General features: G+C 69.7%; 20 protein-coding genes. 7 read left to right on the plus strand and 13 right to left on the minus strand.

Annotation, left to right across the window (positions count from 1 at the left end; all coding sequences use genetic code 11):
* The 4 genes from AB0K60_RS31045 to AB0K60_RS31060 all read right to left on the minus strand — a co-directional run.
* A partial coding sequence (locus AB0K60_RS31045) for a hypothetical protein (protein ID WP_364063136.1) occupies window positions 1-198 on the minus strand: 198 nt, incomplete at its 3' end.
* Window positions 199-480: 282 nt separating this feature from the next.
* Window positions 481-1,908, minus strand: coding sequence for an amidase (locus AB0K60_RS31050; RefSeq protein WP_364063139.1), 1,428 nt, complete (start codon window positions 1,906-1,908; stop codon window positions 481-483).
* 41 nt (window positions 1,909-1,949) lie between these two features.
* Window positions 1,950-3,794 carry an MFS transporter gene (locus AB0K60_RS31055; RefSeq protein WP_364063142.1) on the minus strand — a complete coding sequence of 615 codons (1,845 nt, stop codon included), beginning with the start codon at window positions 3,792-3,794 and terminating at the stop codon, window positions 1,950-1,952.
* Between the two features lie 220 nt (window positions 3,795-4,014).
* Window positions 4,015-4,368: a hypothetical protein gene (locus tag AB0K60_RS31060; RefSeq protein WP_364063145.1), complete on the minus strand. Its 354-nt coding sequence runs from the start codon at window positions 4,366-4,368 to the stop codon at window positions 4,015-4,017.
* 819 nt (window positions 4,369-5,187) lie between these two features.
* Here AB0K60_RS31060 and AB0K60_RS31065 point away from each other — a divergent pair.
* Both AB0K60_RS31065 and AB0K60_RS31070 read left to right on the plus strand, forming a co-directional pair.
* The gene (locus AB0K60_RS31065; protein WP_364063148.1) at window positions 5,188-6,111 is read left to right on the plus strand and encodes an isochorismatase family protein; all 924 of its coding nucleotides are present in this window, start codon (window positions 5,188-5,190) and stop codon (window positions 6,109-6,111) included.
* An 851-nt stretch (window positions 6,112-6,962) separates the two neighbouring features.
* The gene (locus AB0K60_RS31070; RefSeq protein ID WP_364063151.1) at window positions 6,963-8,213 is read left to right on the plus strand and encodes a cytochrome P450; all 1,251 of its coding nucleotides are present in this window, start codon (window positions 6,963-6,965) and stop codon (window positions 8,211-8,213) included.
* Between the two features lie 34 nt (window positions 8,214-8,247).
* Here the strand turns inward: AB0K60_RS31070 and AB0K60_RS31075 are convergent, their stop codons facing one another.
* The 8 genes from AB0K60_RS31075 to AB0K60_RS31110 all read right to left on the minus strand — a co-directional run bounded on the left by AB0K60_RS31075 (window position 8,248) and on the right by AB0K60_RS31110 (window position 15,806).
* Window positions 8,248-9,540, minus strand: coding sequence for a helix-turn-helix transcriptional regulator (locus AB0K60_RS31075; RefSeq protein WP_364063154.1), 1,293 nt, complete (start codon window positions 9,538-9,540; stop codon window positions 8,248-8,250).
* Window positions 9,541-9,671: 131 nt separating this feature from the next.
* The gene (locus AB0K60_RS31080; protein ID WP_364063157.1) at window positions 9,672-10,961 is read right to left on the minus strand and encodes a helix-turn-helix domain-containing protein; all 1,290 of its coding nucleotides are present in this window, start codon (window positions 10,959-10,961) and stop codon (window positions 9,672-9,674) included.
* 661 nt (window positions 10,962-11,622) lie between these two features.
* Window positions 11,623-12,522: an ATP-binding protein gene (locus AB0K60_RS31085; RefSeq protein ID WP_364063160.1), complete on the minus strand. Its 900-nt coding sequence runs from the start codon at window positions 12,520-12,522 to the stop codon at window positions 11,623-11,625.
* A gap of 484 nt (window positions 12,523-13,006) precedes the next feature.
* A complete protein-coding gene (locus AB0K60_RS31090; RefSeq protein WP_364063163.1) occupies window positions 13,007-13,210 on the minus strand; it encodes a DUF397 domain-containing protein in 204 nt (67 codons plus the stop codon).
* 3 nt (window positions 13,211-13,213) lie between these two features.
* Complete coding sequence (locus tag AB0K60_RS31095) at window positions 13,214-14,062, minus strand: helix-turn-helix transcriptional regulator (RefSeq protein WP_364063166.1); 849 nt, start codon at window positions 14,060-14,062, stop codon at window positions 13,214-13,216.
* A 104-nt stretch (window positions 14,063-14,166) separates the two neighbouring features.
* Window positions 14,167-14,409: a DUF397 domain-containing protein gene (locus AB0K60_RS31100; RefSeq protein ID WP_364063169.1), complete on the minus strand. Its 243-nt coding sequence runs from the start codon at window positions 14,407-14,409 to the stop codon at window positions 14,167-14,169.
* A 386-nt stretch (window positions 14,410-14,795) separates the two neighbouring features.
* Window positions 14,796-15,185, minus strand: coding sequence for a hypothetical protein (locus AB0K60_RS31105; RefSeq protein ID WP_364063172.1), 390 nt, complete (start codon window positions 15,183-15,185; stop codon window positions 14,796-14,798).
* Window positions 15,186-15,548: 363 nt separating this feature from the next.
* The gene (locus AB0K60_RS31110) at window positions 15,549-15,806 is read right to left on the minus strand and encodes a winged helix-turn-helix domain-containing protein (RefSeq protein ID WP_364063175.1); all 258 of its coding nucleotides are present in this window, start codon (window positions 15,804-15,806) and stop codon (window positions 15,549-15,551) included.
* A 76-nt stretch (window positions 15,807-15,882) separates the two neighbouring features.
* On the opposite strand from AB0K60_RS31110, the gene AB0K60_RS31115 reads away from it, so the two are divergent.
* The 5 genes from AB0K60_RS31115 (at window position 15,883) to AB0K60_RS31135 (ending at window position 22,279) form a co-directional block, all read left to right on the plus strand.
* On the plus strand, window positions 15,883-16,083 hold the full coding sequence (locus tag AB0K60_RS31115) for a hypothetical protein (RefSeq protein ID WP_364063178.1): 201 nt from the start codon (window positions 15,883-15,885) through the stop codon (window positions 16,081-16,083).
* A gap of 787 nt (window positions 16,084-16,870) precedes the next feature.
* Window positions 16,871-18,226 carry a potassium transporter TrkG gene (locus AB0K60_RS31120; protein WP_364063181.1) on the plus strand — a complete coding sequence of 452 codons (1,356 nt, stop codon included), beginning with the start codon at window positions 16,871-16,873 and terminating at the stop codon, window positions 18,224-18,226.
* Window positions 18,219-18,881 carry a TrkA family potassium uptake protein gene (locus AB0K60_RS31125; RefSeq protein ID WP_364063184.1) on the plus strand — a complete coding sequence of 221 codons (663 nt, stop codon included), beginning with the start codon at window positions 18,219-18,221 and terminating at the stop codon, window positions 18,879-18,881. The genes AB0K60_RS31120 and AB0K60_RS31125 overlap by 8 nt, the downstream gene beginning before the upstream one ends.
* Before the next feature lie 190 nt (window positions 18,882-19,071).
* A complete protein-coding gene (locus AB0K60_RS31130; RefSeq protein WP_364063187.1) occupies window positions 19,072-21,027 on the plus strand; it encodes a hypothetical protein in 1,956 nt (651 codons plus the stop codon).
* 367 nt (window positions 21,028-21,394) lie between these two features.
* Window positions 21,395-22,279, plus strand: coding sequence for a helix-turn-helix transcriptional regulator (locus AB0K60_RS31135; protein ID WP_364063190.1), 885 nt, complete (start codon window positions 21,395-21,397; stop codon window positions 22,277-22,279).
* Window positions 22,280-22,560: 281 nt separating this feature from the next.
* On the opposite strand, the gene AB0K60_RS31140 is transcribed toward AB0K60_RS31135, so the two are convergent.
* Window positions 22,561-23,472, minus strand: coding sequence for a hypothetical protein (locus AB0K60_RS31140; RefSeq protein ID WP_364063193.1), 912 nt, complete (start codon window positions 23,470-23,472; stop codon window positions 22,561-22,563).
* Window positions 23,473-23,637 lie beyond the last annotated feature (165 nt).

Consider the following 23,637-nt stretch of genomic DNA (forward strand, 5'->3'; position numbering starts at 1 on the left):
GCCAAGGCCGAGCAGGCCGACGCGGGTCATGCGGGTCACGCCGCCGATGTGGGCTTGATCCGAGGTCCGGGGCGGGGCTTGGCTGGGTGTCCTGGTGGTGCGGCTCGGATGGCCTTGGCGGATGGGGCGTGGCGGCGGGGCGGCGAGCGTTGAATCGCCGCCAAGGCCGAGCAGGCCGACGCGGGTCATGCGGGTCACGCCGCCGATGTGGGCTTGATCCGAGGTCCGGGGCGGGGCTTGGCTGGGTGTCCTGGTGATGCGGCTCGGATGGCCTTGGCGGATGGGGCGTGGCGGCGGGGCGGCGAGCGTTGAATCGCCGCCAGGACGGAACAGGCCAAGGCAGAAGAGCCGCCCATGACGACCCGGCCGGCGAAGGCCGGGTCTGGGACCCCCGAACATGATCAGGCCCCCGCCTGACCGCCCGTGCGGCGAGCCGTACGGGATGGAGTAAGGCGGGGGCCTTCATCGTCGGAGGGGGGCTCAGGCGGCGGACAGTCGGCTCTCCTCCTGGATGCCGCGACCGGCCTCGATCTGCGCGCACAGGGACAGCAGCGTGCCCTCCTCGCCCCAGCGCCCGGTGAGCATCACCCCGAGCGGCAGCCCCTCGGAGGACCAGTGCAGCGGCAGGCTGATGCTGGGACGCCCGGTCAGGTTCGCCTCGGCCGTGAACGGCGCGAAGGCACGCATGCGCTCGTACGTCTCGGCCGGGCCCACCTCGTCGGTGAACCAACCGACCGGCGGCGGCGCCTGGGCGAGCGTGGGCGTGAGCACGACGTCCACGGCCGCCTCCTGGCGCAGCATCGCCCCGCGCATGGTCTTCTCCAGCTCGGCGTGCGCCCGCAGCACCTCCGCCCCGGCGACGCGGCGGCCCATGCCGCGCATCCACGCCGTCAGCGGGCGCAGCTGGTGGGCGCGGCTGGAGCGTACGGTGTGCAGCCGGGCGGTGGTGAACCACAGCACGTCCAGGTAACGGGCCGACTCGGGCCCGAGCACCGGGGTGGTGTCCACCAGCTCGTGGCCGAGGGACTCCAGCAGCAGGCACGCCTGCTCGTACGCCGCCTTGACCTCCGGGTCGAGCTCGGCCCCCGGCACCGGCGGCGTGGCGGTGACGCCGATGCGCAGCCGGCCCGGCTCGCGTTCGGCGCAGGCGGCGAACGAGCGCTCGGCCTGCGGCGCGGTCCAGTCCTCCCCGTCGCCGTCGGCGGCGATCACGTCGAGCAGCGCGGCGGCGTCGGCGACCGTGCGCGTCAGCACGCCCGGCACCGACAGGCCGAACGGATCCGGGGCCCACGCCCCGGCGGGCACCCGGCCGCGGGAGGGCTTGAGGCCGACGACCCCGCAGGCCGACGCGGCCACCCGGACCGCCCCCGCGCCGTCGACGCCGTGCGCGGCCGGGGCCAGGCCCGCCGACACCGCGACCGCGGACCCGCCGCTGGCGCCGCCCGCCGTGCGGTCGGGGGACCAGGGGTTGCGCGCGGGCGGGGCCACGTCGCTCTCGGTGAAGCAGGACAGGCCGAACTCCGAGGTCGTCGTCTTGCCCAGCAGCGTCGTCCCGGCCTCGCGCAGCCTCGCCGCCACCGGGTCGTCCACGGGCGCGACCAGCTCGTCGAAGGCGGCCGAGCCGAGCGTCAGCCGTACGTCCTTGACCGGGGTGAGGTCCTGCACCGGGACCGGGACGCCAAGCAGCGGCGGCAGCGCCGACGGGTCCGCGGCCTCAAGCACCTCCCGCTCGGCCCGGTACGCCTGCCGCAGGGCGACGTCGGCGGTCACGGTGACGAACGCGCCCGCGGTGCGGTTGATCGCCGCGATGCGGTCCAGGTAGTGCTCGGCGATCTCCACGGGGGACAGGGTCCGGGATCGTACGGCCGCGGCGAGTTCGAGCGCGGTTAACTCGTGGATCTGTGACATTTCGGCCTCCGCTGGGGTCCGCTGGGGTCCGCTGGGGAACGTCATCGCACGCCCGCCGGGGCGGGCGCCGGGTCCGGTTGCAGGGGGTCCGGCAGCTCGGCCGGCTCGAACGTGTGCGGGTCGGCGACCTCCTGGCGCAGGAAGCGGCCGGTGGACGGCTCGATCAGCCACACGCCGCCGTCGGCGTCGCGGACCGTCAGCCGGGCCAGGTGGCGCAGGGTGTGGCTGGGGGGCAGGTAGCCGTCGTCGAGGCTGCGGCGCAGCGCCAGCGCGGCCAGGTAGAGCGTCTGCAGCTGCGGGTGGATGAGCCGCTGCCCGGTCCGCGACGGCCGCGATCTCGCCCGCGTACGGCGCGGCTGCAGCGGCAGCCAGATCGCGACCAGCAGCGCCGCCAGCATCGCCGCGCCCGCCGCGATCCAGGCCGCGACGCTGATCGCGTGCGCGTACGCCGAGGCGCTCTGCGCGAGCAGATCGCTCGCCTCCGACTCCGGCATCCGCTCGGCCACCCGTACGGTGACCGACACGTTGGCGAGCGCCGCCTCCCGCCGCGCCGGCTCGACCAGGGCGGCGGCGGGGGCCATGTTGGCGGCGTAGACGACTCGGGCGACGCCGCCCAGGATCGCGATCCCGATCGCGCCCCCCGCCTGCCGGGCGGCGTCGCCGATCGCCGCCGCCACGTTGGCGTGCGCCAGGGGCACCGCCCGCAGCGTCGCCTCCGTGGTGGTCTTCATCGCCATCGCCATGCCGCAGCCGCCGACCGCCAGGACGACGGCGAGCTGGCCGTACCCGGACATGGCGGTCGTCGAGCCGAGCACCCCCATCGCCCCCGCGATCAGCATCAGCCCGACGACGGCCGGGGTCTTCTCGCCGTCGCGCCCGCCGAGCCAGGCGGCGAGCAGCACGCCCGCCAGCAGGCCGCCGGCGAGCGGGAGCAGCCGCAGGCCCGCCTCCAGCGGTCCCATGGCGAGCGTGGTCTGCAGGTGCTGGGCGATCACGAACAGGGCGCCGAACAGGCAGAACCAGGTGAGCGCGATCGCGATCGTCGCGGCGGCGAAGCGCGGGCCGTGCAGCACCCGGATGTCCACCAGCGGCGGGGTACGGCGGCGCGCCCGCAGCGCCAGCGCGACCAGCGCGACGACCCCGGTCCCGGCCGCGGCGAGCACCGCCGGATCGGTCAGGCCGCGCGGCGGCGCCTCGATGATCGCCCAGACGACGGCGCCGAGGCCGAGGACGCCCAGCAGCATGCCGAGCGGGTCCACCGCGCCGATGTCGGGATTGCGCGAGGCGGGCACCAGGATCGGGACGACCACCAGGGCGAACAGGCAGATCGGCACGTTCACCAGCAGGATCGAGCCCCACCAGAAGTTCTCCAGCACCCAGCCGCCGACGGCCGGGCCCGCCGCGACGCCGACGCCGATCCCGGCCGACCAGATGCCGACGGCGCGGGCCCGTTCCCGACGATCGGGGAAGAGATCGATCAGCAGGGACAGCGCCGACGGCATGATCAGGGCCGCGCCGACGCCCATCGCCGCGCGGGCCGCGATGAGCTGGTCGACGGCGGTGGCCTGGGAGCCGGCCAGCGACGCCAGGGCGAACACGGTCAGCCCCAGCACCAGGATCGGTCGGCGGCCCAGACGCTCGCCCAGCCGGCCACCGGCCAGCAGGAGGCCGGCCAGGGCGAGCGTGTAGGCGTCGATCGCCCACTGTGCCTCGGTGGGGTCGGCGCCCAGCTTCCAGGTCAGAGAGGGGACCGCGATGTGCAGCACGGTCTGGTCGAGGCCGACGATGACCTGGCCAAGGCACAGCACCGGCAGCGCGATCCAGCGGCTGCGGCGTGCGGCGCGGGCAGGGGGAGGGGCGAAGTCGGCAAGGTCCAGGGCGGTCATCGTGTCGGCTCGCTCCTGTTGGTTCGGGCTCTTATCTGGTTGGGGCCCTGCTCGGTACCTGTTTGGTCCGGGCCCTGTTTGGTCCGGGCCCTGTTGGGCACGGGCGCCGTTCGGCTCGGGCCCCGGGCCGCCGGACGCGGGGCGCCGGTACGGCTGCCGCGGGCTGCGGAAGGCGGCAGCCGTACCCGGCTTGACAGTGATCTTTACAAGAGGTTTCCGATCAGCACGTCCTGGGCGTCTCGCTGATCGTCTTGACCTTGACGCCGCGGTAGCGCTCGTACTTCCACGGCAGAGTGAACGAGTGGGTACGGCCCGCCGCCAGACAGGTGCCGACGCGGGCCTGGGGGTTGGTGTAGGAAACCTTGACGTACCTGCCGGTGGCGCACCGGTTGCGGACCAGGGTGTAGCCGGAGTAGCCGCCCTTCGGCGGCACGTGCTCCACCAGGTTCACGCAAGCGGGGGTGGGTTTGGCCGCGGGTGCCGCCACGCCGTGCGCGGCGGCGGTCACCGCGCATGTCACCGCCAGGGACAGTCCCAGCATCACGCCGGCCCTCGCCAGGTTCCGACTGCTCATCTTTGATCTGTCCTTGCTGGTCGCCGGGGGTGCGCTCCGGTTCCGGGCAGGGGACCGGGCCCCCGGGATGGGTGGGTTGAGGGCGGATCCGCCGGCCGGGCGGACCATCCCGGTGATCCGTTCCGGCCGGGAACGTGTCCCGGCCGGAGAGCCGGCCGACGGACCCGCGGTTCCGCGGGAAGGGAAGCCCCCTGGGCGGGCCCTTCCAAAGGGGCGAGCTTGGCGAAGGCTTTCACCGGTTTCGGAGCATAGGCACCGATTGATTAACCGGGGAATAGCCGTTATCAACTCGTGACTTTGACAAGTAGTTATGTGTCGGGTTTTGCCTGGAAGGGAAGTTCGGCGACCGGGGACCGGATGAATCGGATCGGCCTGAACCGATGTTTCGGCCATGCTATATAGCGATCCGTTATGACGGTACTCACCGATGACCTGCGCTTTGTCTCAGGAGTCCCACAAGTCTCACTTGTTGTCAGGAGTCTTGTAAGGATGGCAGCAATTATTACGACTTGGTCACGACAGGGTTGGCATATATCGCTTCCAGCTTGTTTTATTTACTCTCGACAGTGGGTTGACAAAGCCAGTCAAGAAACTTGATGACCTTGTGAGGCCGTCTTGACGGACCGGAACGAACGCCGCCGAGCGCCGGCTTCGCCGTCCGATCGGGACCCTTGTGCCCGCCGCCCCCGTCGAGGAGATCGGCGCGGTCCTCGACGGGGGCGGCGTCTGCGGGACTCCGCGGGCCAACCCGCCCCGCGCATGCTCCGCCGTACGCCCCCGGGGTCGGCGATCCCCCAGCCAGAGAGGACATGACCAACCATGGCGATCCTGCCCATCGACCCCTACGTCATCCCGGACGAGGTCCCCGAGAACCGGGTGGCCTGGCGTCCGGACCCGAGGCGATCGGTCCTGCTCGTGCTCGACATGCAGAACTACTTCCTGCGCGTGTTCGCCCGCTGGGGCGCGCCGTGGCGCGAGCTGATGGCCAACTGCCTCGCCCTGCGCGAGCACTGCGCCGACAACGGCATCCCCGTCGTGTACGGCGTACAGCACGCGGCGCAGACCCCCGAGCAGCGCGGCCTCACCCGCGACTTCTGGGGCCCCGGCCTCGGCGCCGACCCCGCCGACGCCCAGATCGCGGACGAACTGGCCCCGCGCAAGGGCGACATCCGCATCAACACCTGGCGCTACAGCGCCTTCCAGCGCACCGGACTCGCCGGCCTGCTTGAGGACCTCGGCCGCGACCAGGTCATCATCTGCGGCATCTACGCCCACCTCGGGGTCCTGATGACCGCCTGCGACGCCTTCATGCGCGACATCGAGACGTTTGTCGTCAGCGACGCCGTCGCCGACTTCTCCGTGGAACACCACCGCATGGCCCTGCACTACGCGGCCCAGCGCTGCGCCGTCGTCGCCCCCACCCGCGACATCATCCACACCCTCGCCTCGGAGTCCGCCGCCGACGGCCCCACCCTCGGCCTCACCGCCGCCCGCGCCCGCCAGGCGGCGATGGCCCGCCGCGAGGCGGCGGCCCGCCAGGAGGCCGCGGCCCGGCGAGAACGCCAGTTGCGCCGCGAGGCCCTCGCCCGCCAGGACCGACTCGTCCACCACGAGGTGGTCGTGCACCGCGAGGACTTCGCCCGCCGCGAGATCCGCGCCGCCAGCCACGAGGACATGCAACTCCAGGCCGCCGGCCCCGCCTACCACGGCCGACCGCCGTACGCGGGCAACCAGAGCGCCTGACCGCCCCGCCCGCAGGCGACCGCACGGGGACAGGCGAAGTGTGTACGTCACGCGGCGGGCGGGCGGTACACGGACGGGCGGCCAGAACGGGTGGCCCGGCCCGCACGCCGTCACCCGGGGCGAGTGTGTACCTCGGGCGGCGGGTGGCGGTGCACGGGCGGGTGGTCAGAGCACCTGGACCGTCCCGTCCGCAGGCGGTCACGCGGGGAAAGCGGAGCGTGTACCTCGGGCGGCAGGCGGCGGTACAGGGGCTAACGATCACTGCGCTTGACTGTCCGGCCCGCAGGCGGTCGCGCGGGGCGAGTGTGTACCTCGGGCGGCGTGTGGCGGTGCATGGGCGGGTGATCAGAGCACCTGGCCGTCCCGTCTGCAGGCGGTCACGCGGGGCGAGTGTGTACCTCGGGCGGCGTGTGGCGGTGCACGGGCGGGTGATCAGAGCACCTGGCCGTCCCGTCCGCAGGCGGTCACGCGGGGCAAGTGCATATCTCGCGCGGCGCGCGGCGGTACACGGGCGGGTGATCAGAGCGACTGACCGTCCGGCCCACAGGCGGTCACGCGGGGCAAGTGTGTACCTCGCGCGGCGCGCGGCGGTACACGGGCTAACGATCACAGCGCTTGACCGTCCGGCCGCGGGCGGTCAAGCGGGGCCACCTAGATGTTGGTCCCCGTGTGCGGCGGCGGGCCGCCGTACAGGGGCAACCAGCCGTACGGGGGCAACCGAGTAGTGACTCCCACCGGGGCACCTCCGGCGGGTCATGGCCGCGGCGGCACCGTCCGCTCTCCGCCGTCGCGGTCACCGTCGTGATCTCCCAACGCCGCCGGGTAACGCCGAAGGTAACAAGGAGGGAAATATGACCATCGCTTCCGCGCCGGTCGCCGGAGTGGATTTGTTCACCGACCCGGTCTTGGCGCACCCTCATGGCGCCTACCGCACCATCCGGAACGCGGGCCCGGCCGTATACCTCCCCGAGCACCGCCTCTGGGTGCTCTCCCGCTACCGGGAGGTACGTCATGCCCTCAACCACCCCCTAATCTTCACCCCCGCCCACGGCACCGGCCTCCTCGACCTCCTGAGCATCCCTGCCACGGGCGCGACGAGCGGGCGGACCGCACCCGCCGGGCCGAGCGCCACCACCGACGCCTCCGCACCCAGCCCCGACCTCACAATCACCGCCCTCACCGCCCTCACCGCTTCCTCCACCGCCTCACCGGCCGGCCGTGCAACGCCGCTTACCCTCAACGACCTGGAAACGGTCATCGTCAACCACGCGGAGAGACTCGTCGACGACCTCGTCGCCCGCAGCTCCTTCGACGCCGTGGCCGAGCTCGCCACCCCGTTCGCCCTCAAGACGATCGGCGACCTGATCGGCCTCCCCGCCGCTGCCCGCCCCGACCTGATGACCTGCGCCGAGGCGTCCCTTCAGGCCAACGCCCCCCTGGACGACCACACGCTGCGCGCCCTCATGGACCTGGAAAGCGTCTTCACCTTCCTCACCACCGAACTCACAGCCTCCTGCACCCCTGCGTCAGCCACCCCTGCGTCGGCCACCCCCGACCACGCCGCCACCTGCGGCCACGACCCGACCGTCCACCTGCTCAAAACCTTCGCCATGCCCTGCGTCTACACGATCGCGGTCGGCATCTCCGGCATGCTGTGGCTTCTGGCCACCCACCCTGAGGCTTGGCACGCCTTGCGCACCACCCCGTCCCTGGTCGCCGCCGCAGTCGAGGAATCCCTCCGCCTCGAACCCCCAGTCCAGATCCTCTCCCGCACCACAACCCGAGACGTCCGCATCGGCGACACCCTGATCCCCGCAGGCGGCCGAGTCCTACTCCTCCTCGCCGCAGCCAACCGCGACCCCCGCAAATGGCCCGACCCCGACCATTTCGAGATCCGCCGCAACCCCACCGACCACCTGAGCCTCGGCCTCGGCGCCCACTCCCACCTCACCGCAACCGTGGCCAAAACCCACCTACGCGCCGTCCTGGGCGCCCTCGTCAACCGAGCCCCCGCCCTCTACCTGGACGGCACCCCCCGCCGCCGCATAACCTCCACCACCCGCGCCTTCGCCTCCCTGCCCCTCTACGCCACCCAACCATGAGAAGGCATATTGGGCGCCTTCTGCGACGACGAACTCATACTCCGCCGCACTCCATCGCGCGCTGGTAGGCCAGTTGACTCCCCTCCGGATCTCCAATGCCCTGCAGCACCGCTGCAACCATGAGCCAGGTCTCCGCCGTTGTACGGGTGGCCGGCTCATGCGCCAAAACCTCAACCGTCGTCTTGAGCGTGGCATCGGCGTCATTGACTCGTCCCAGCATCAAATACGCCTGGCCGAGCAAAGTGAGTGTATCGGCACGCAACTCGCTGCTACTGTCCCCGTTCACATCGAGGGCTCTGAGCGCATACTTAACAGCTGCATCCGCATGGCCGAGCTCGATCTCGGCCTGCGCCAGGAGGCGAAGGCAGTCGGCCAGGTCGAGAGTGCTTGCCGATGACTCCTGAAGCTCTTGTTCTGCTATTAGCAGTTGCTCCCGGCAAGTAAGAGCCTCGCTGGGCTGAACTATCAGGCGAATGGCCGCATACGCCACACGGAGTCGAGCGCTGTGCCGCGGGTCGTCGAGCTCAGACTTCATTTGCCAAGCACGTGAGATAAGCGGTAGGGCCTCTTGGTATCGGCCAGTCATCTCGGCCAGCCAGGCTGCGTTCCAATTAGCCGCGACGATGGCACGTGCAGTGCCGAGCGCTTCGGCCGCCGCCAGCAGGTCGGCCGCGTATTGTTCGGCCCGGAGTAGATCGCCCCGCACGTAATACGAAGACAAGAGAGTGGCGCCCAGTTCGATGAGGTGGTCGGTCCATCCCTTTCCGAGCATCGCGGAGATCTCCTGCTCCGCGACCTCGATGGCCATGCCAGTCTCGCCTCGATCCCTATAGCAGCGAGTCAGGGCTAGGGCAGTTCCAATGCGCTGGTCATCCGTGAGAGAGTCATAACGTTTTTCTCGTAGGGCGATGAGGATACGAATGGCCTCCTCAAGATCACCGCAAGCCTCTGAAGCCAGTGCCAAGCCGTATTCGCCTTCCCGCAGTAATTCCGGAACCTGGGCGATGTTAGGGTCAGCCAATAGCTCGACGTATCGTTCTCGGGCTTCCTGTCTTGCTCCTGTTCTTAAGAGTTCCTTGGCCGTGTTCAGCCTGTTTCTGAAACTTGTCGTGTCCTCGCTTGAAATGCCATGGAGTAGATAGTCTACCGAGCAGCCCAGCTTCGTTGCGATGATTTCCAGCACGGCTGGTGTTGGTATTCGGCTCCCACTCTCAATCAACGAGATGTAACTATCGGATAGTTCAGGGCGCGCGAGTTGGGCCTGCGACAAGCCACGTTTGCGACGGGCTTCCCTAATTCTTCGACTGATGGCGTCTGGGTTCGACATGGGCACTCCTGCCCTTCTTCACGCCAGGTGGCCTGTCTGTAACCAGCGTAGGCTTGCGCTTGACCTAACTCTGGTCCAGTTTAGCTGTCAGCATTGTCGGGCGCATGCCTCCAGCGCAGATGGTGATGCAGTTATAGCCCTCCGCACTCCATGGCGCGCATGTAGGCTATGGCGCTGTTCTCCTGATCGCCGGCGCCTTCCAGCACTGCGGCTGCGGTGAGCCAGCTCTCGGCGGTGGTCCGTTGTATCGGTCCGAGTTCCATAACCTCGATTGCCGCGTTGACCTGGGCGGCCGCCTCGCGCCGCCGCCCGAGCAGCAGGTATGCCTGCCCGAGGATCACTTGCACATCTGCACGTACATCGGGGTGATTCTCCAGGAGGTCGATTGCGCGCTGCGCATAGTCGATGGCCAGTTCAACGTGGCCAAGGCCTAGCTCGGCAATCGCCAGGTGCTGGAGACAGAACGCAAGATCGAGTGTACTTGAGGCAGATTCCCGTAGTTCGCGTTCCGCACGGAGGAGTAGATCACGGCAAGCGGCCGATTCATCGGGACGGTTGCGGAGCCGGATGGCTGCATACGCTGTGCGTAGACGTGCAATGTTACGGGGCTCGCCATTCTCGGACTGCACGACCATTGCGCGCTCGGCAAGTGGAACCGCCTCCTCGCCATTGCCGAGGAGGTCGGCGACGTGGGCCGCGTTCCAGTTAGCTGCAACGATCGCGCGAGGAGTCCCGAGCGCCTCTGCTGCAGACAGGAGTTCTTTTGCGTAGTGGTGTGCTCGGAGCAGGTCCCCGCGATCGAAGTAGGATGCGAGCAGGGTTGAGCCCAACTCGATCAACTCGTCAGTCCATCCTGCCCCGCTCATCTGGCTGATTTCCTTCTCGGCCACTTCGATGGCCAAGGCTGTCTCGCCCAGGTCGTGGTAACAGCGGGAGAGAGCGATGGCGACGGCTACGCGTCGCTCGTCGGTCATGAGTTCTTCGGCAGAGTCTCGGATGCGCGTCAGGAGGTTGATCGCCTCTTGAAGCTCGCCGCAGGCCTCGGCCGCGAGTGCCGCACCGTACTCAGCCTCAAGCCGCAGTGATGTCAACGAAGGGAGAACGGGATTGGCTAGGAGTTCCGTGTACCGCTTACGTGCTTCGGCTATCTCGCCGTTCTCAAGCGCCATGCGGGCGTAGCGCAGCGTGAGCTCCAGCTCTTCCATCTCCTCAGCCGTGACTCCATTGACGAGGTAGCTGACTGAGCAGTCAAGCTTGGACGCGATCAGTTCGAGTACCGCTGGAGTGGGTGTGCGACTGCCGCTCTCGATCAGTGAAATGTAGCTGTCAGATAGTTCCGGGTGTGCGAGTTGGGCTTGCGAAAGCCCGCGCTGACGCCGAATCTCCTTGATTCTTTTGCTAATCAGGTCCCGTGTAGTCACCTGCACCCCTAAAATGCTGGACGGAGAATACCAATGTGACAGGAGTGAACCATGCGCCGACTCCTAGCTGTGGCCCTCGTAGCCGTCCTGGTGCCGCTGGCCGTGGTGGTTGTGGCCAATATCGCAGGCAGCTCTGGCGAGACGAACGCTATACCGACGTGGAAGAGCCCTCGCTGCTGCTGAACCAGACCATACCCTGCCCGGTCGTTGGTCTTGGCCCAAATTGACACAGCCCCTGGGACGAGGGGACACCGGTCTGGTGATCCCCTCGTCGCAGCCGGTGTAGGAATCGTCATCCTCGTCGCACCTGTGGCTAACTGCCGCTGCCGCCATTGCATCAGGGTACGTAGTTCTGACGCTCGTGACGAGGGCGAAGTTCGCCCTCGCCCATACTTCCTGCTCATCGAACATTCCCGAGACGGTGCATAGTGATCATACATCGTCGCGCGTCGGATCATGCCTAGAGCCGTGCTCAACGTTTGCGGTAACCGCTCTGCGGTTACCGACCTCGGCGTTGGTCGTGCCCGTCATGACGGTCGTCAGGTATCGGCTTATGGCGGGTGAACGAAGACAACCTTCAGCCGCTTATGCCCCGGTATTGAACTCAACGATCTGAGGCAGGGAAACCGAATCTGACAATCGCCATGATTTTCCCGGTCGCTTACTCCTCGGCGTGCGCGTGGATCGGAGGCGATGACAAGAGTTCCTCGTGGAGACGGACGAGTTGTTCGGCCGTTTCGGTGATATCGCAGAAGGCGTAGTGTGCGGAGAAGCCGTTGGTCGTCCAGGTGAAGGTGGCGTTTTGGCAGCGGACCTTCAGGGTGTTGCGGATGACGAGGGTGGACTGGCCCCACTCGTCGGAGCGTGTGATGCCGGGGATGCCTCGGGCCGCCAGCATGGATTGCAGGAGGTGGGCGGCCTGGGCCGGGGTGAGGCGGGGTGGGGGGCGGTGGGCCGACCACGGGGGGAGGGGCATCGCGAACCAGACGGCCTTGCCGGGGATGGAGCAGCTGCCGCCGAGGCGGGAGCGGGTGAGGTGGCATCCCCAATTGGCGGCCAGGTTCTTGACGATGGTGAGGCCGCGGCCGTGTTCCTGGAACTCGTGGGCCGGTGTGACCTGGGTGGGGATGCGGGTCCGGGGCTCGCGCTGGGGGTCGAAGACCTTGCAGACGAGTTGGGCGTCCTCGTTCTGGCCGCGGCGGTAGAGCCATAGTTCAGGGGCGCCGGCCGGTGTGGGGTCGGGGATGCCGGGCGAGGCGTCGGCGGTGGTGATCGAGGAGGTGGCGCGGGCGGAGGAGGCGTCAGGGGCGATGGTTGAGGGGCCTGGGGTGGTGGTTGAGGGGCCTGGGGTGGTGGGGCGGGTGCGGGTGAGGACGTGGGTGTAGACGTTGGCGGCCAGTTCGTTGACCGCGAGGGTCGCGTCGTAGATCTGGTCGTCGGGGAGGCCCATGCGTTCCAGGGCCTGCCGGAGCAGCCTTCTCGCGACGCCTGCGCACGTGCCGTTCGAGGGCAGCGCCCATAATGCGCATTCCCGGGCTAAGTCGGCTCCCGTTTCTGCCATCGGCGCTGCCTCCGCCAGGTTGGTTCTCATCACACCGCCCAGCTCGTGATGTTCCTCGTACACCTGTGGAGGCAGGGGTCCGCTGGTGGCGACCCTAATGCCCCACTCTGCGCCGAACGCGGACCGGGGAGGGGTTTGCCGGTGCCGCTTCCGGCGCAGCGTGTTACCTGGACGAAGACCGTGTGCCACTCCCTCGACCTGCGGGTTCTCGCACTTCCCCACAATTGACCCGAGGCACGTCAGCCCCGGAGGCGAACACCCGTTCTCGTGATTCTCAGCCTTCGCATGTATGCATCTGTGAAACGCAGATTATTGAATCGGGGGTGCGCTGACAACCTTCTGACCGAAAAAGATCTAGATTCATCTCTTACGGGTGGGTCCGTGGATGTATCGTGCGGACGGTGCCTTGAGACAGGCGCGGAACATGAAAGATCCCCCGGGGCGGCCACTCCGGGGGATCTCACGAGCCGTGCGCCGGCAGAACCTACAGGTCGTAGCGTCCGGCCTTCACATCGGCCAGGAACGCCGAGAAGACCGACCGGCTGACCACGTGGGCCCCGGCCTCGGGACGCTTGCTGTCGCGTACCGCCGTCACGTCGGGCAGGTTGGCGGCGATCTCGACGCAGCCGGTGTTCGCGCCGGTGCTGCGGCTTGCCTTGCGCCATTGTGCTTGAGACAGGTCGATCATGTATCACTCCAGCTGTGCAGCGAGCCGTTCGAGCCGGGCCGCCGTCGCGGGGGCGTCGAGCGCCGCCTCGCGGATGCGGCCGAAGGTCAGGGCATAGGCGTCCACCTCTTCCGGTGTGTTCACTTCCTGCAGGGCCGAGTCGTTCTCCAGGAAGACCATGCTCGGCTCGTCCCCGGGGAAGTCGAAGATGCTGATCAGCGAGGACATGCCCGGATGCGGTCCGCTGTCGAAGGTGATCATGCGCAGCTCGACGTTCGGCCGCGCGCCCATCTCGACGAGGTGCTCCACCTGGGCGCGCCGGTCGGCGGGCGTCCCCCAGCGGTACATGAGCGACGCCTCGGTGATGACGGCCACCAGGTCGGGCCGGCCGGTGGCGCGGGTGAGGATCTCCTGCCGCCGCAGCCGCGCCTCAAGCGCCCGCTCCCGCCACTCCGGCGGCTTCGGACCCACCCGCATATAGGCGTCGATGTACGCCGGGGTCTGCAGCAGGCCGGGAAGGATCAGCGGCATGTAGACGCAGATCCGCGTGGCGTCGGCCTCGAAGCCCGGATACTCCGAGTCGCCGAACACGTCCGCGTACTCCCGCCACCACTGCCGGGCGCGGGCCAGTCTCGCCAGTTCCTCCAGCTCGTTCTGCTCGTCCTCGGACACCCCGTAGAAGCGGCACAGATCGCGGATGTCGCTGAGCTGGGGAAGCCGCCAGGCGTTCGCCTCGAAACGGCCCACCTTGCCCCGGCCCCAGCCGAGTTTGTCGCAGACCTGGTTCGCGGTGTGGCCACTGTCGGTCCGGAGCTCGGCGAGACGGCGGGACAACCGGCGCTTGGCGACGGTCGCCCCGAAGGAGTTGCTCACCTTGACCCTCCCTTTGACAGGGCGTTAGTGTCAGTTTAACGCCCCCGTATTTTGACTCGCGAAGTTTTTTCGTACCGCCGCTGAGCAGGGCGAACGCCGTGAACTCAGCCGGCGTCGTCGAACTCGCCCCGCTTGGCGCCGTCGACGAAGCACTCCCACTCGTGCCGGTTGAACACGTGCACGGGCGCGGCCGGGTCCCCGGCCAGCCGCATCAGCACCCACCGCTCGCCGTCCGCGTCCGCGAACGCCACCTCGATCGCCTCATCGCCGACCCCCGAGCGTTTCCAGCGTTGCGCGGCCGGATCGAGGCCGAGCTCTTCGACGGTGGGTTTCTCGTGTCGGGTCACCACGCCTCCCCCTCGCCCCCTGTGTCTCCTCCTGTGGCGGTACGACGGCTATGTCATAAACGGATGCCCAAACCCCCGGAGGCGGGCCCCCGAAACCGGCGCCCGCCACGCTGCAGGCGCCCTGACCGATGTCGACCTGAAAATGTGCCGCGGCGGCTCGCACGCGACGGCCCCGCGTGATCCCCGGTGACGATGCGAAAACCGTCCCTGTGAATCACAAACCGTAGCTCATGATCAATGAGAGCGATACCTCCGGGCCCTCAACCGCGGTCGGGGCGAGGTCACAGCGTCACCGGCGCGGTGCGGGCGGCCGGGCGTGAGGTGAAGCGGGGTGAAGCGAGCGAGGCCGGGTGAGGCGGGGTAAGGCGGGATAAGGCGGGGGCGTTCTAAGCGCCGAACCAGCCTCGGGCGGCGGGGCGGGTGAGCTGGTAGAGCACCACGATGGCGAGGATCAGGCCGATCAGGGTGGCGGCGACATTGCCGCCGCTGAACAGGGTGAGGGCGGCATTGAACACGATGATGCCCTCCACGATCAGCGCGGCGATCCGCACCCACCTCTTGCCGCTGCCGAAATTGAACGCGACGCCCACGATGATGAAGCCCCATGCCAGGTTGAGCAGAATGAGAACGGTCAGGCTCCCGGCCACCCCCTGGGACGCGAGCAGGAACAGAAGGATCAGGTAGATCACGAGGATCAGCCCGCCCTGAACGAACATGATGACCCGCGCCGTCCTGGCCTCGGCGGGCATCTCACGGGTGAAGTCCTGCTCTGACATCGCGACCTCCACGGAAGGGGTGATCGGTCGTGCCTGTCGCGAAATCGGGGCCGAAGGACTCCGGGCGTGTCGAGCTTCTAGACCGGACGGGCCGTTCGCCGGCACTCCTTTTTGGTCGATGGGAGGAGATACGTTCCTATTTATATGGCAACCGTCGCCTCGCATGTCGGTTCGATCGGCAGAGGGGTATCCCGCCGCGTCGCCGCGCGCCGAGATCGCCTGGGGGATCGAGAGCCACGGCGGGCTGGGCCCGTCACCGCTGAGGCGGCATCGGGAAGACCTCGTCGATTTCCGGAGTGCCGGACAGACCGGAGACGGGGGTGCGGGCCGTCTGAGCGACGCTGACGGCCCGGACGGGTTCGGCTACGGCTTCGGGGTCTCCGGCTCCCAGTGCTCCGGGTCCGCGACCGTGGAGCCGATACCGGGCTCTGTCTGGATCAAGCCGTCCGCCCGGAGCTGACGCATGACCTTCTGCGCCGTGGCGTTGGCGATCTTGAATTCGTCCACGAGTTGGAGCAACGACGGGACGCGCTCCCCGACCTTGTAATGCCCGGAGCGGATTCGCTTGCTCACGATCTCGTAGACCACGCGCCACCTTGGCGGGCTCGTCTCGATTGCCACGAAGGCAAGCTAAGCGCTCGTGATCCGACAAGCGATGGAAGCGCACCTAGCGCGCTTAGCGCGCTACCCCTGACCCATGGACAAGGCAGATCGGATGCAGCCGGACACGTGGCGAAGCGATCTCGTCCCGGAGTGCGACGTCTGGCAAGACGAGTCCGGCCGGTGGCATGGCGTACACCGGGCGTCCGGAGAGGCATTCGAGGCGCACACGTTCCGCGTGCTCGAAGTCGTGGCCCTGGTGAAGCGGACGCTCCGCATGTGGGAGCGAGCCCGGTGAGCGTAGGCCGGGACCGGTCGATCCCGGCGGAGCCGGAGACCACGGACGCGACTCCGATCAACGCGTGCGGGTCGTGCGGCGCGATGTTCTCGCGTCCGTTCCCCTGCCCCCGGTGCGGAGCCTCACGGAAGGACGGGACTCTCGCACGGCGGATCTGGCGACGGCGGAGACCCGGGTGAGTGGAGAGCCGCGTGAGTGGAGAGCTTGAGTGGCGGCCGTACTCCGCTCACGTGCTCCGGCCGAAGGTCCGGGACATCGTGACGCGGGGGAAGGTCGAGTATGAACTGTGCCTCGAAGGCGGTTCCTACGTGATCCGGCGCACGGACCGTCGTACGCCACGCGTCAGGGTGGACGAAGCGGCGCGCGGAAGCCGCCGGAGAGCGTGGGCGGCGTGGCAACGGATCATCGCCGGTGCTGATTCATGATCGAAGTTGCACAGGAAGCCCTGAGCGAGCGATCTGGGCCGGACGGCAAACGCGGCATGGCGGACGTGGCATCACGGACGACGGCTCCGTCCGGTCGTCACCCCTTGAGGCGCGAGACGCGATCCGGCGGTCGCCCGACCCGATTTCGCGAACCCGTCACACATCAGGGTGCAGGGGGCAACAAAGCGGGTCAACGGGGATATCCTCTGGTCTCGTGCCCGTCATCGCCACCGGCGCGCCCGCCGCATCCCCGACCCCCGACCCCCGGCCGATCGGCCCCGGTCGTCACCACCGGGGGCTCCGCGCCATGAGTGTCCGTACGCCGAGATCCCCATCATGAGGCGCGTAACGGGAGCCGTGCGATGAGACAGTCCCGCTGGGCGGGGCTGCTGGACCGGTTCCAGAACCCCACCCAGGTGATCGCGACCGGTTTCGGCGCGGCCGTGCTGCTGGGCACGTGCCTGATGGCGCTGCCGATCGCCACCGACTCCGGCGAGTCGGCCGGCTGGGTCGCCGCGTTGTTCACCGCGACCTCCGCGGTGTCCCTCACCGGCCTGGTCATCGTCGACACCGAGCAGCACTGGTCGATGTTCGGCGAACTGATGATCACGCTGCTGATCCAGATCGGCGGTCTGGGCATCATGACCCTGGCCACGCTGTTCACCGTGCTGGTCTCCGGCCGGATCGGTTTGCGCGCCCGGCTGTTCGCCGCCGCCGAGACCAAGTCGCTCAGCGTGAGCGACGTCCGCCGCGTGGTGCGCAACGTCGCGCTGTTCAGCCTCGCCGGTGAGGCGGTGGTGGCGGTCGTGCTCACCGGCCGGTTCATGTTCGGGTACGGCCAGCCGTTCGGCCAGGCCCTTTACTACGGCGTCTTCCACGGCGTCTCCGCGTTCAACAACGCCGGATTCGCGCTGTGGAAGGACAACCTGGTGAGGTTCGTCGCCGACCCGTGGATCTGCCTCACGATCGCGTTCGCGTCCATCGTCGGCGGGCTCGGCTTCCCCGTGGTGTTCGAGCTGATGCGCTCGTGGCGGCAGCCGCGGCGGTGGTCGCTGCTGACCCGGCTCACCCTGGGCGTGACGCTCGTGCTGCTGGTGCTGGGCACGCTGCTGCTGACCGTGACCGAGTGGGCCAACCCGCGCACGCTCGGGCCGTTGGACGATGCGGACAAGCTGCTGGCGGGCTTCTTCGCCGCCGTCCAGCCCCGCTCGGCCGGATTCAACACCATCGACGTCGGGCAGATGTACCCGTCGAGCTGGCTGGTGACCGACATGCTGATGTTCATCGGCGGAGGCAGCGCCAGCACCGCGGGCGGGGTGAAGGTCACCACGGTCGGGCTCCTGCTGTTCACCGTCTGGGCCGAGCTGCGCGGCGAGACCAGGGTGAACATCGGGAACCGGCGGCTGCCCGAGGGCGCTCAGCGGCAGGCCTTCGCCCTTGTGCTGATCATGGCGGGACTGATCGCGTTCTGCACCTATATCGTCCTTGTGCTCACCCCGCATACTCTGGATCGGGTGCTCTTCGAGGTCGTCTCGGCCGCCGCCACCGTCGGCCTGTCCACCGGCATCACCGCCGACATCACCCCGGCCGGGCACGTGCTGCTCGTGCTGCTGATGTTCGTCGGCCGGATCGGGCCGCTCACCCTCGGCTCGGCCCTCGCCCTGAAGGAGCGCGCCCGGCGTTACGAACTACCCGAGGAGCGAGTGATCGTTGGCTGACAAGACAAGCGATCCGGTCGTGGTGATCGGGCTCGGCCGGTTCGGCAGCTCGCTCGCCCTGGAGCTGACGCGGCGGGGCACCGAGGTGCTCGCGATCGACCACCGCCCCAAGGTCGTGCAGAGCCTCGCCGGGCGGATCACCCACATCGCCACGGCCGACGCCACCGACGCCGAGGCGCTGCGTCAGCTCGGCGTACCCGACTTCTACCGGGCGGTCGTCGGCATCGGCAGCGACCTTGAGGCCAGCATCCTCACCGCGTCGATCCTGGTCGAGCTGGAGGTCGAGGACATCTGGGCCAAGGCGGTCAGCCGCCAGCACGGGCGCATCCTGAGTCGCATCGGTGTCCACCACGTGGTCACCCCCGAGCACGACATGGGCGAGCGCGTCGCGCATCTGGTGAGCGGCCGGCTGCTCGACTACATGGAGGTCGACCAGAACTTCGCGCTGGTGAAGACCCGCCCGCCGAAGGACTTCGTCGGCAAGCCGCTCGGCGAGACGAACCTGCGCCGCAAGTACGGCGTCACGGTCGTGGCGGTCAAGAGCCCCGGAGAGGAGTTCACCTACGCCAGCGCCGAGACCGAGCTGACCTACGACGACGTCATCATCGTCTCGGGCAAGACCGAGAACGTCGAACGCTTCGCCGAACTCCCCTGACCGGCCCGTCCTGCTCGCCGGTCGTCGCCGTCTCTCCCCTGTCGGCCGGTCCTGAAAGCGTCGCTCAAGGGACGTGCAAGCGGCGCTGCCTATCACGGTGACTAGTGAATGTGCATATTTACGCATCTGCAGCACTTCGCGGCGTGATCACCGCGAGGCTCGCGTGAGCGATGGGACGGGGAGGAAGTCGGTGACCATCAACCTGGAGGTGGGTGGCGCCGCGCGGCATGACGAGACCGAGCTGTCGCTGCTGGCGGGCGAGCACGCGCTGTACACCCAGGGCGACCTGCAGGCGGCCCGCCGCTGGTTCGACGAGGCGTACCGGCAGGCGGACGAGCGCGGCGACGTCCCCGCGCTGGCCCGGGCCGCCCTCGGCCTCGGCGGGGTGTGGGTGCACGAGCACCGCAGCGTGGGCGAGGCCGCGGTGATCCGCGCCCGCCAGCACCGCGCGCTCTCCCTGACCCCGCCCGACTCGGTGCTGGCGCTGCGCCTGCGCGCACGCGTCACCGGCGAGGAGGACTACCGCACCGGGCGGCACACCGCGATCCTCGCCCTGGTCAACGAGGCCCGCCGCGCCGGCGACCCGGTCGCGCTCGCCGAGACGCTCAGCCTGGCCCACCACTGCGTGCTCGGCCCCGACCACGACCGGCTGCGCCTGGAGCTCGTCGACCGGCTCATCGGCGCGGCGGTCGAGACGGGCCGCCGCGGCGACCTGGTGATGGGCGTGATGCGGCGTACCGCCGATTTGTTCCTCGCCGGGGACCCGCACGCCGAGCGCGCCCTGGAGGAGCTGCGCGGCATGCTCGCCGTGGAGGACCACCTCGCCGCCGGGTTCGTGGTCGGCGCGATGGAGGTCATGCTCGCCATCCGCGCCGGGCGGTTCGACGAGGCCGAGACCCTCGCCGGCGACTGCGCCGACCGCGGCGCGGCGGCCGGTGACATCGACGCCACCGGCTGGTACGGCGGGCAGATCGCGGCGATCCGCTGGTTCCAGGGCCGCCTCACCGAACTGCTGCCGCTCCTGGCCGACATGGTGAATTCGCCCTCCCTGAGCGCGGTCGACAACTCCTACCTGGCCGGGCTCGCCGTCGCCGCGGCGAACGCGGGGGAGCACCGCCTGGCGCTGAGCGCGCTGGCCCGGCTGCGCGGCCGGAGCCTGACCGCGCTGCCCCGCAACAGCACGTGGCTCACCACGATGTTCGGCGTGGCCGAGGCGGCCTACCTGCTTCGCGACGCCGACGTCGCCGCCGAGGTGTACGCGCTGCTGACGCCGTTCGCCGGGCTGCCGGTCGTGACCAGCCTCGGCGTGGCCTGCTTCGGCTCGGTACGGCACGCCCTCGGCATGGCCGCGCTCGCCATGGGCGATGTCGACCGCGCCGTGGACCACCTGCGCGAGGCGGCGGGCGACAACCTGGCGCTCGGGCACTGGCCGGCCACGGTGCTGTCGCGGTGGCGGCTCGGGCAGGCGCTCGCCGTACGGCTCGGACCGTCGTCGCCGGAGGCGCGCAAGGCGCTGAGCTGGGCCGAGACCGAGGCCGCCGCACTGGGCATGACGCTGCCCCCGGCCGTGAAACAGGACGGCGAGCCCGCCACGCGGCCCGCCGCCGACCCCGGCGAGCCGACGCGCTGCGAACGGCACGGCCGCCAGTGGCGGCTCACCCTGGGTGGGCGCAGCGTACTGGTCGGGCACAGCGTCGGCATGCGGCACCTGGCCACCCTGATCGCCAACCCCGGCCGGGAGATCCACGCCGCCGAGCTCGCCGCCGGTCCGGGCCTGACGGACGCCTCCTTCTGCGACGCCGGCGGCTCGGCGCAGCCCGTCCTCGACGAGGTGGCCAAGCGCGAATACAAGCGGAGGCTGTCGGAGCTCGAAGCCGACATCGACGAGTTCGAGGCGATGAACGAGCTCGACCGCGCGGCCACCCTGCGCGCCGAACGCGACTGGCTGATCGCCGAACTCGCCGCGGCCACCGGCCTCGCCGGGCGCGCACGCCGCTTCACCGACGACGAGGAACGCGCCAGGATCGCCGTGGGCAAGGCGATCCGCCGCGCCCTCACCCGCGTCGCCGAGGCCGACCCGGTCATCGGCGAGGAACTGCGCGCCACCGTCCACACCGGCCTGCGCTGCTGCTACATCCCTCGCTGAAAAGGAACCGCCGACCCGCGCTCGCGGCTCACCCGCTTCCGGGAGCCGGACGGTGACGGGCCTCGCGACCGGACGGCCGTCGCCGAGGGCTTACGCGTGTGTGGTGACCTCGCTGCGGCCACGTGGGCGGGCCGCCGACGCTCACCGGCCGAACGCGGGGCTTCGGAATTGCCATGAACCAGCGGTAACCGGACCTTCGGTAACTGTAGTCAGAACCGTCTTCGGCGAGGCATGCCATTGTGCGAAACTTGCGGGACCACATCACGACGTACTTCTCCCGGGAGCGTGCATGCCCCCAGCGCAACCCAAATACGGCCGATCGGGCGATCCACTGCAGGTATTCCCGCCTGGGCCCACGGCGGCGCGGGTGTTGCTGGGTGCGCGGCTGCGGCGGCTGCGGGAGAGCGCCGGAATCGACCGGGACGCGGCGGGGGAGGCGATCCGCGCCTCCGGCGCGAAAATCCGGCGGCTGGAGAACGGCGGGTCGGGCTTCAAACGCCGCGACGTCGAGGACCTGCTCACGCTGTACGGCGTGACCGACGCGGCAGATCGTGCCGTCCTGCTTGAACTGGTCGAACAGGCCAACACGCCGGGCTGGTGGCACGAGTACGCCGATCTGGTGCCGTCGTGGTTCGAGCCGTTCCTCGGCCTGGAACAGAGCGCCCAGGTCATCCGCACCTGGGAGCTGCAGTTCGTGCCCGGCCTGCTGCAGACGCCCGAGTACGCCCGCGCGGTCATCGCCCACGGCCACCCGGGCGCCCCGGCGAGCGAGATCGAGCGCCGGGTCGCGCTGCGCATGCGCCGACAGCGCATCCTCGCCTCGCCCGGCGCCGTCAAGCTGTGGGCCGTCATCGACGAGGGCGCGCTGCTTCGCCGCGTCGGCGGCCAGGCCACGATGCGCCGCCAGCTCGCCCACCTGGCAGAGACGGCCGCGCTGCCCAACGTCACCGTCCAGGTGATGCCGCTGACCAATGCGCACAACCCCTCCGCCCGGCGTCCCATCACCGTGCTGCGCTCCGCGGCCGACATCGTGCCCGACGTCGTCTACTGCGAGCAGCTCGGCGGCGGCGTGTACTACGACAAGCCCGCCGACACCTCCCGCTTCTGGGACGTACTCAACTGGCTGGGCGTGAACGCGGCCCCGCCTCGCGAGACCCCCGCGATCCTGCGCCGTCTCATGGAGGACCTGGAGCCGGTGCCCGCTGCCCCGACGACCCGGTCGGACGGCGGGGGAGGGGCCACCGACCGGTAGCGTCGAAACGCGCACGCGCGCCCGGGCGCGGGCGGACCGCGCCGCCTCGCGAGACCCTCGCGATCCTGCGCCGTCTCATGGAGGATTTGGAGCCGGTGCCCACCGTCCCGGCGACCCCGGTCGGACGGTGGGGGAGGGGCCACCGGCCGGTAGCGTCGACCACCCCCACGCTCGCACACCCGCGCAGCCGCACGCCCGCGCGCCCGGGTGAGGGCGGATCGCGACGCCTCGGCGACCGGCGTCGTGGTGTCGTACGCGTGTCGGCGTTCGGGGCGAAAAGATCAGTTCACGCACCCCGCGACGCTGTAGACGGGCGCGCAGTTGGCGGCGGATCCGGCGGTGTTGGCGGTCACGGTGCTGCCGGAGAGGCGGACGGCGCCGGTGAAGAAGTCGTTGAAGATGCCGCCGCCGGCGTCGTGGGCCGAGTTCCGTTCCACGACCGTGCTGAACAGGCGGGAGATTCCGCCGGGGGCGTTGTGGAGGCCGCCGCCGCGGGTTCGGGCGGTGTTGCCGTTGACGGTCGTGTTGCGGAGCGTCGCCACTCCGCGTAGCTCGTTGAGGACGCCGCCGCCGGTGCGGGCGCGGTTGAAGGCGATGCGGGTGCGCATCGTGTCGAGTTCGCCGTCGTTGACCAGGCCGCCGCCTCCGTCGCGGGCCTCGTTGCCCTCGACCGCGCTGTCGACCAGGACCACCCGGCCGTCGTCGTTGGCGATTCCGCCGCCCTGCTGGGCGGTGTTGCCCTGGACGGCGGCGGTCCGCATGGTCAGCATGCCGCGGACGAGGATGCCGCCGCCGGGGTGCGCGCCGGGGTCGCCGCCCTTGACCGTCAGGCTGATCAGCTTGACGGTCCTTCCCTCGGCGATCTCCATGACGCGGAAGGCGGGCGAGCCCGCGGCCCGGGTGACGCGGGCGCCCCGGCCGTGGATCGTGAGGTCGGCGTCGACGATCGGCAGGCCGTTCGCCCCGTGGGTGCCGGTCGAGGCGGCCTTGGTCAGGACGTAGTCGCAGAACGGGGACAGGATGAGCACGCCCCGCTTGACGGCGTTGACCGCGGCGATCGCCTCGATCAGGGCCGAGGCGCGGCAGGGCACCTTTCGGCGCACGTGCGCCGCGGCGGGCGGTGTCGGCCAGAGGAGCTGGGCGGCCAGGGCGGCACAGGTGATCCGGGCGGCGTTCCTGACAAATACGTGCATCGAGACCCCTCGCCTAGGTGTGGGCGGCCAGTCCCGGTGGCCGCTCGCCGTGCGGTGCCGTCCTGGGCCGCCCGGTGCCGTGCGGTGCCGTCCTCCAGTGCCATCCGGTCGCCACCGCCCGACGTACATGGCCGTAGGTGGCCGTACGGCGGCCGCATGGCGGGG

This window comes from Thermopolyspora sp. NPDC052614 (genome assembly GCF_040678635.1).
Classification (GTDB): Bacteria; Actinomycetota; Actinomycetes; order Streptosporangiales; family Streptosporangiaceae; genus Thermopolyspora.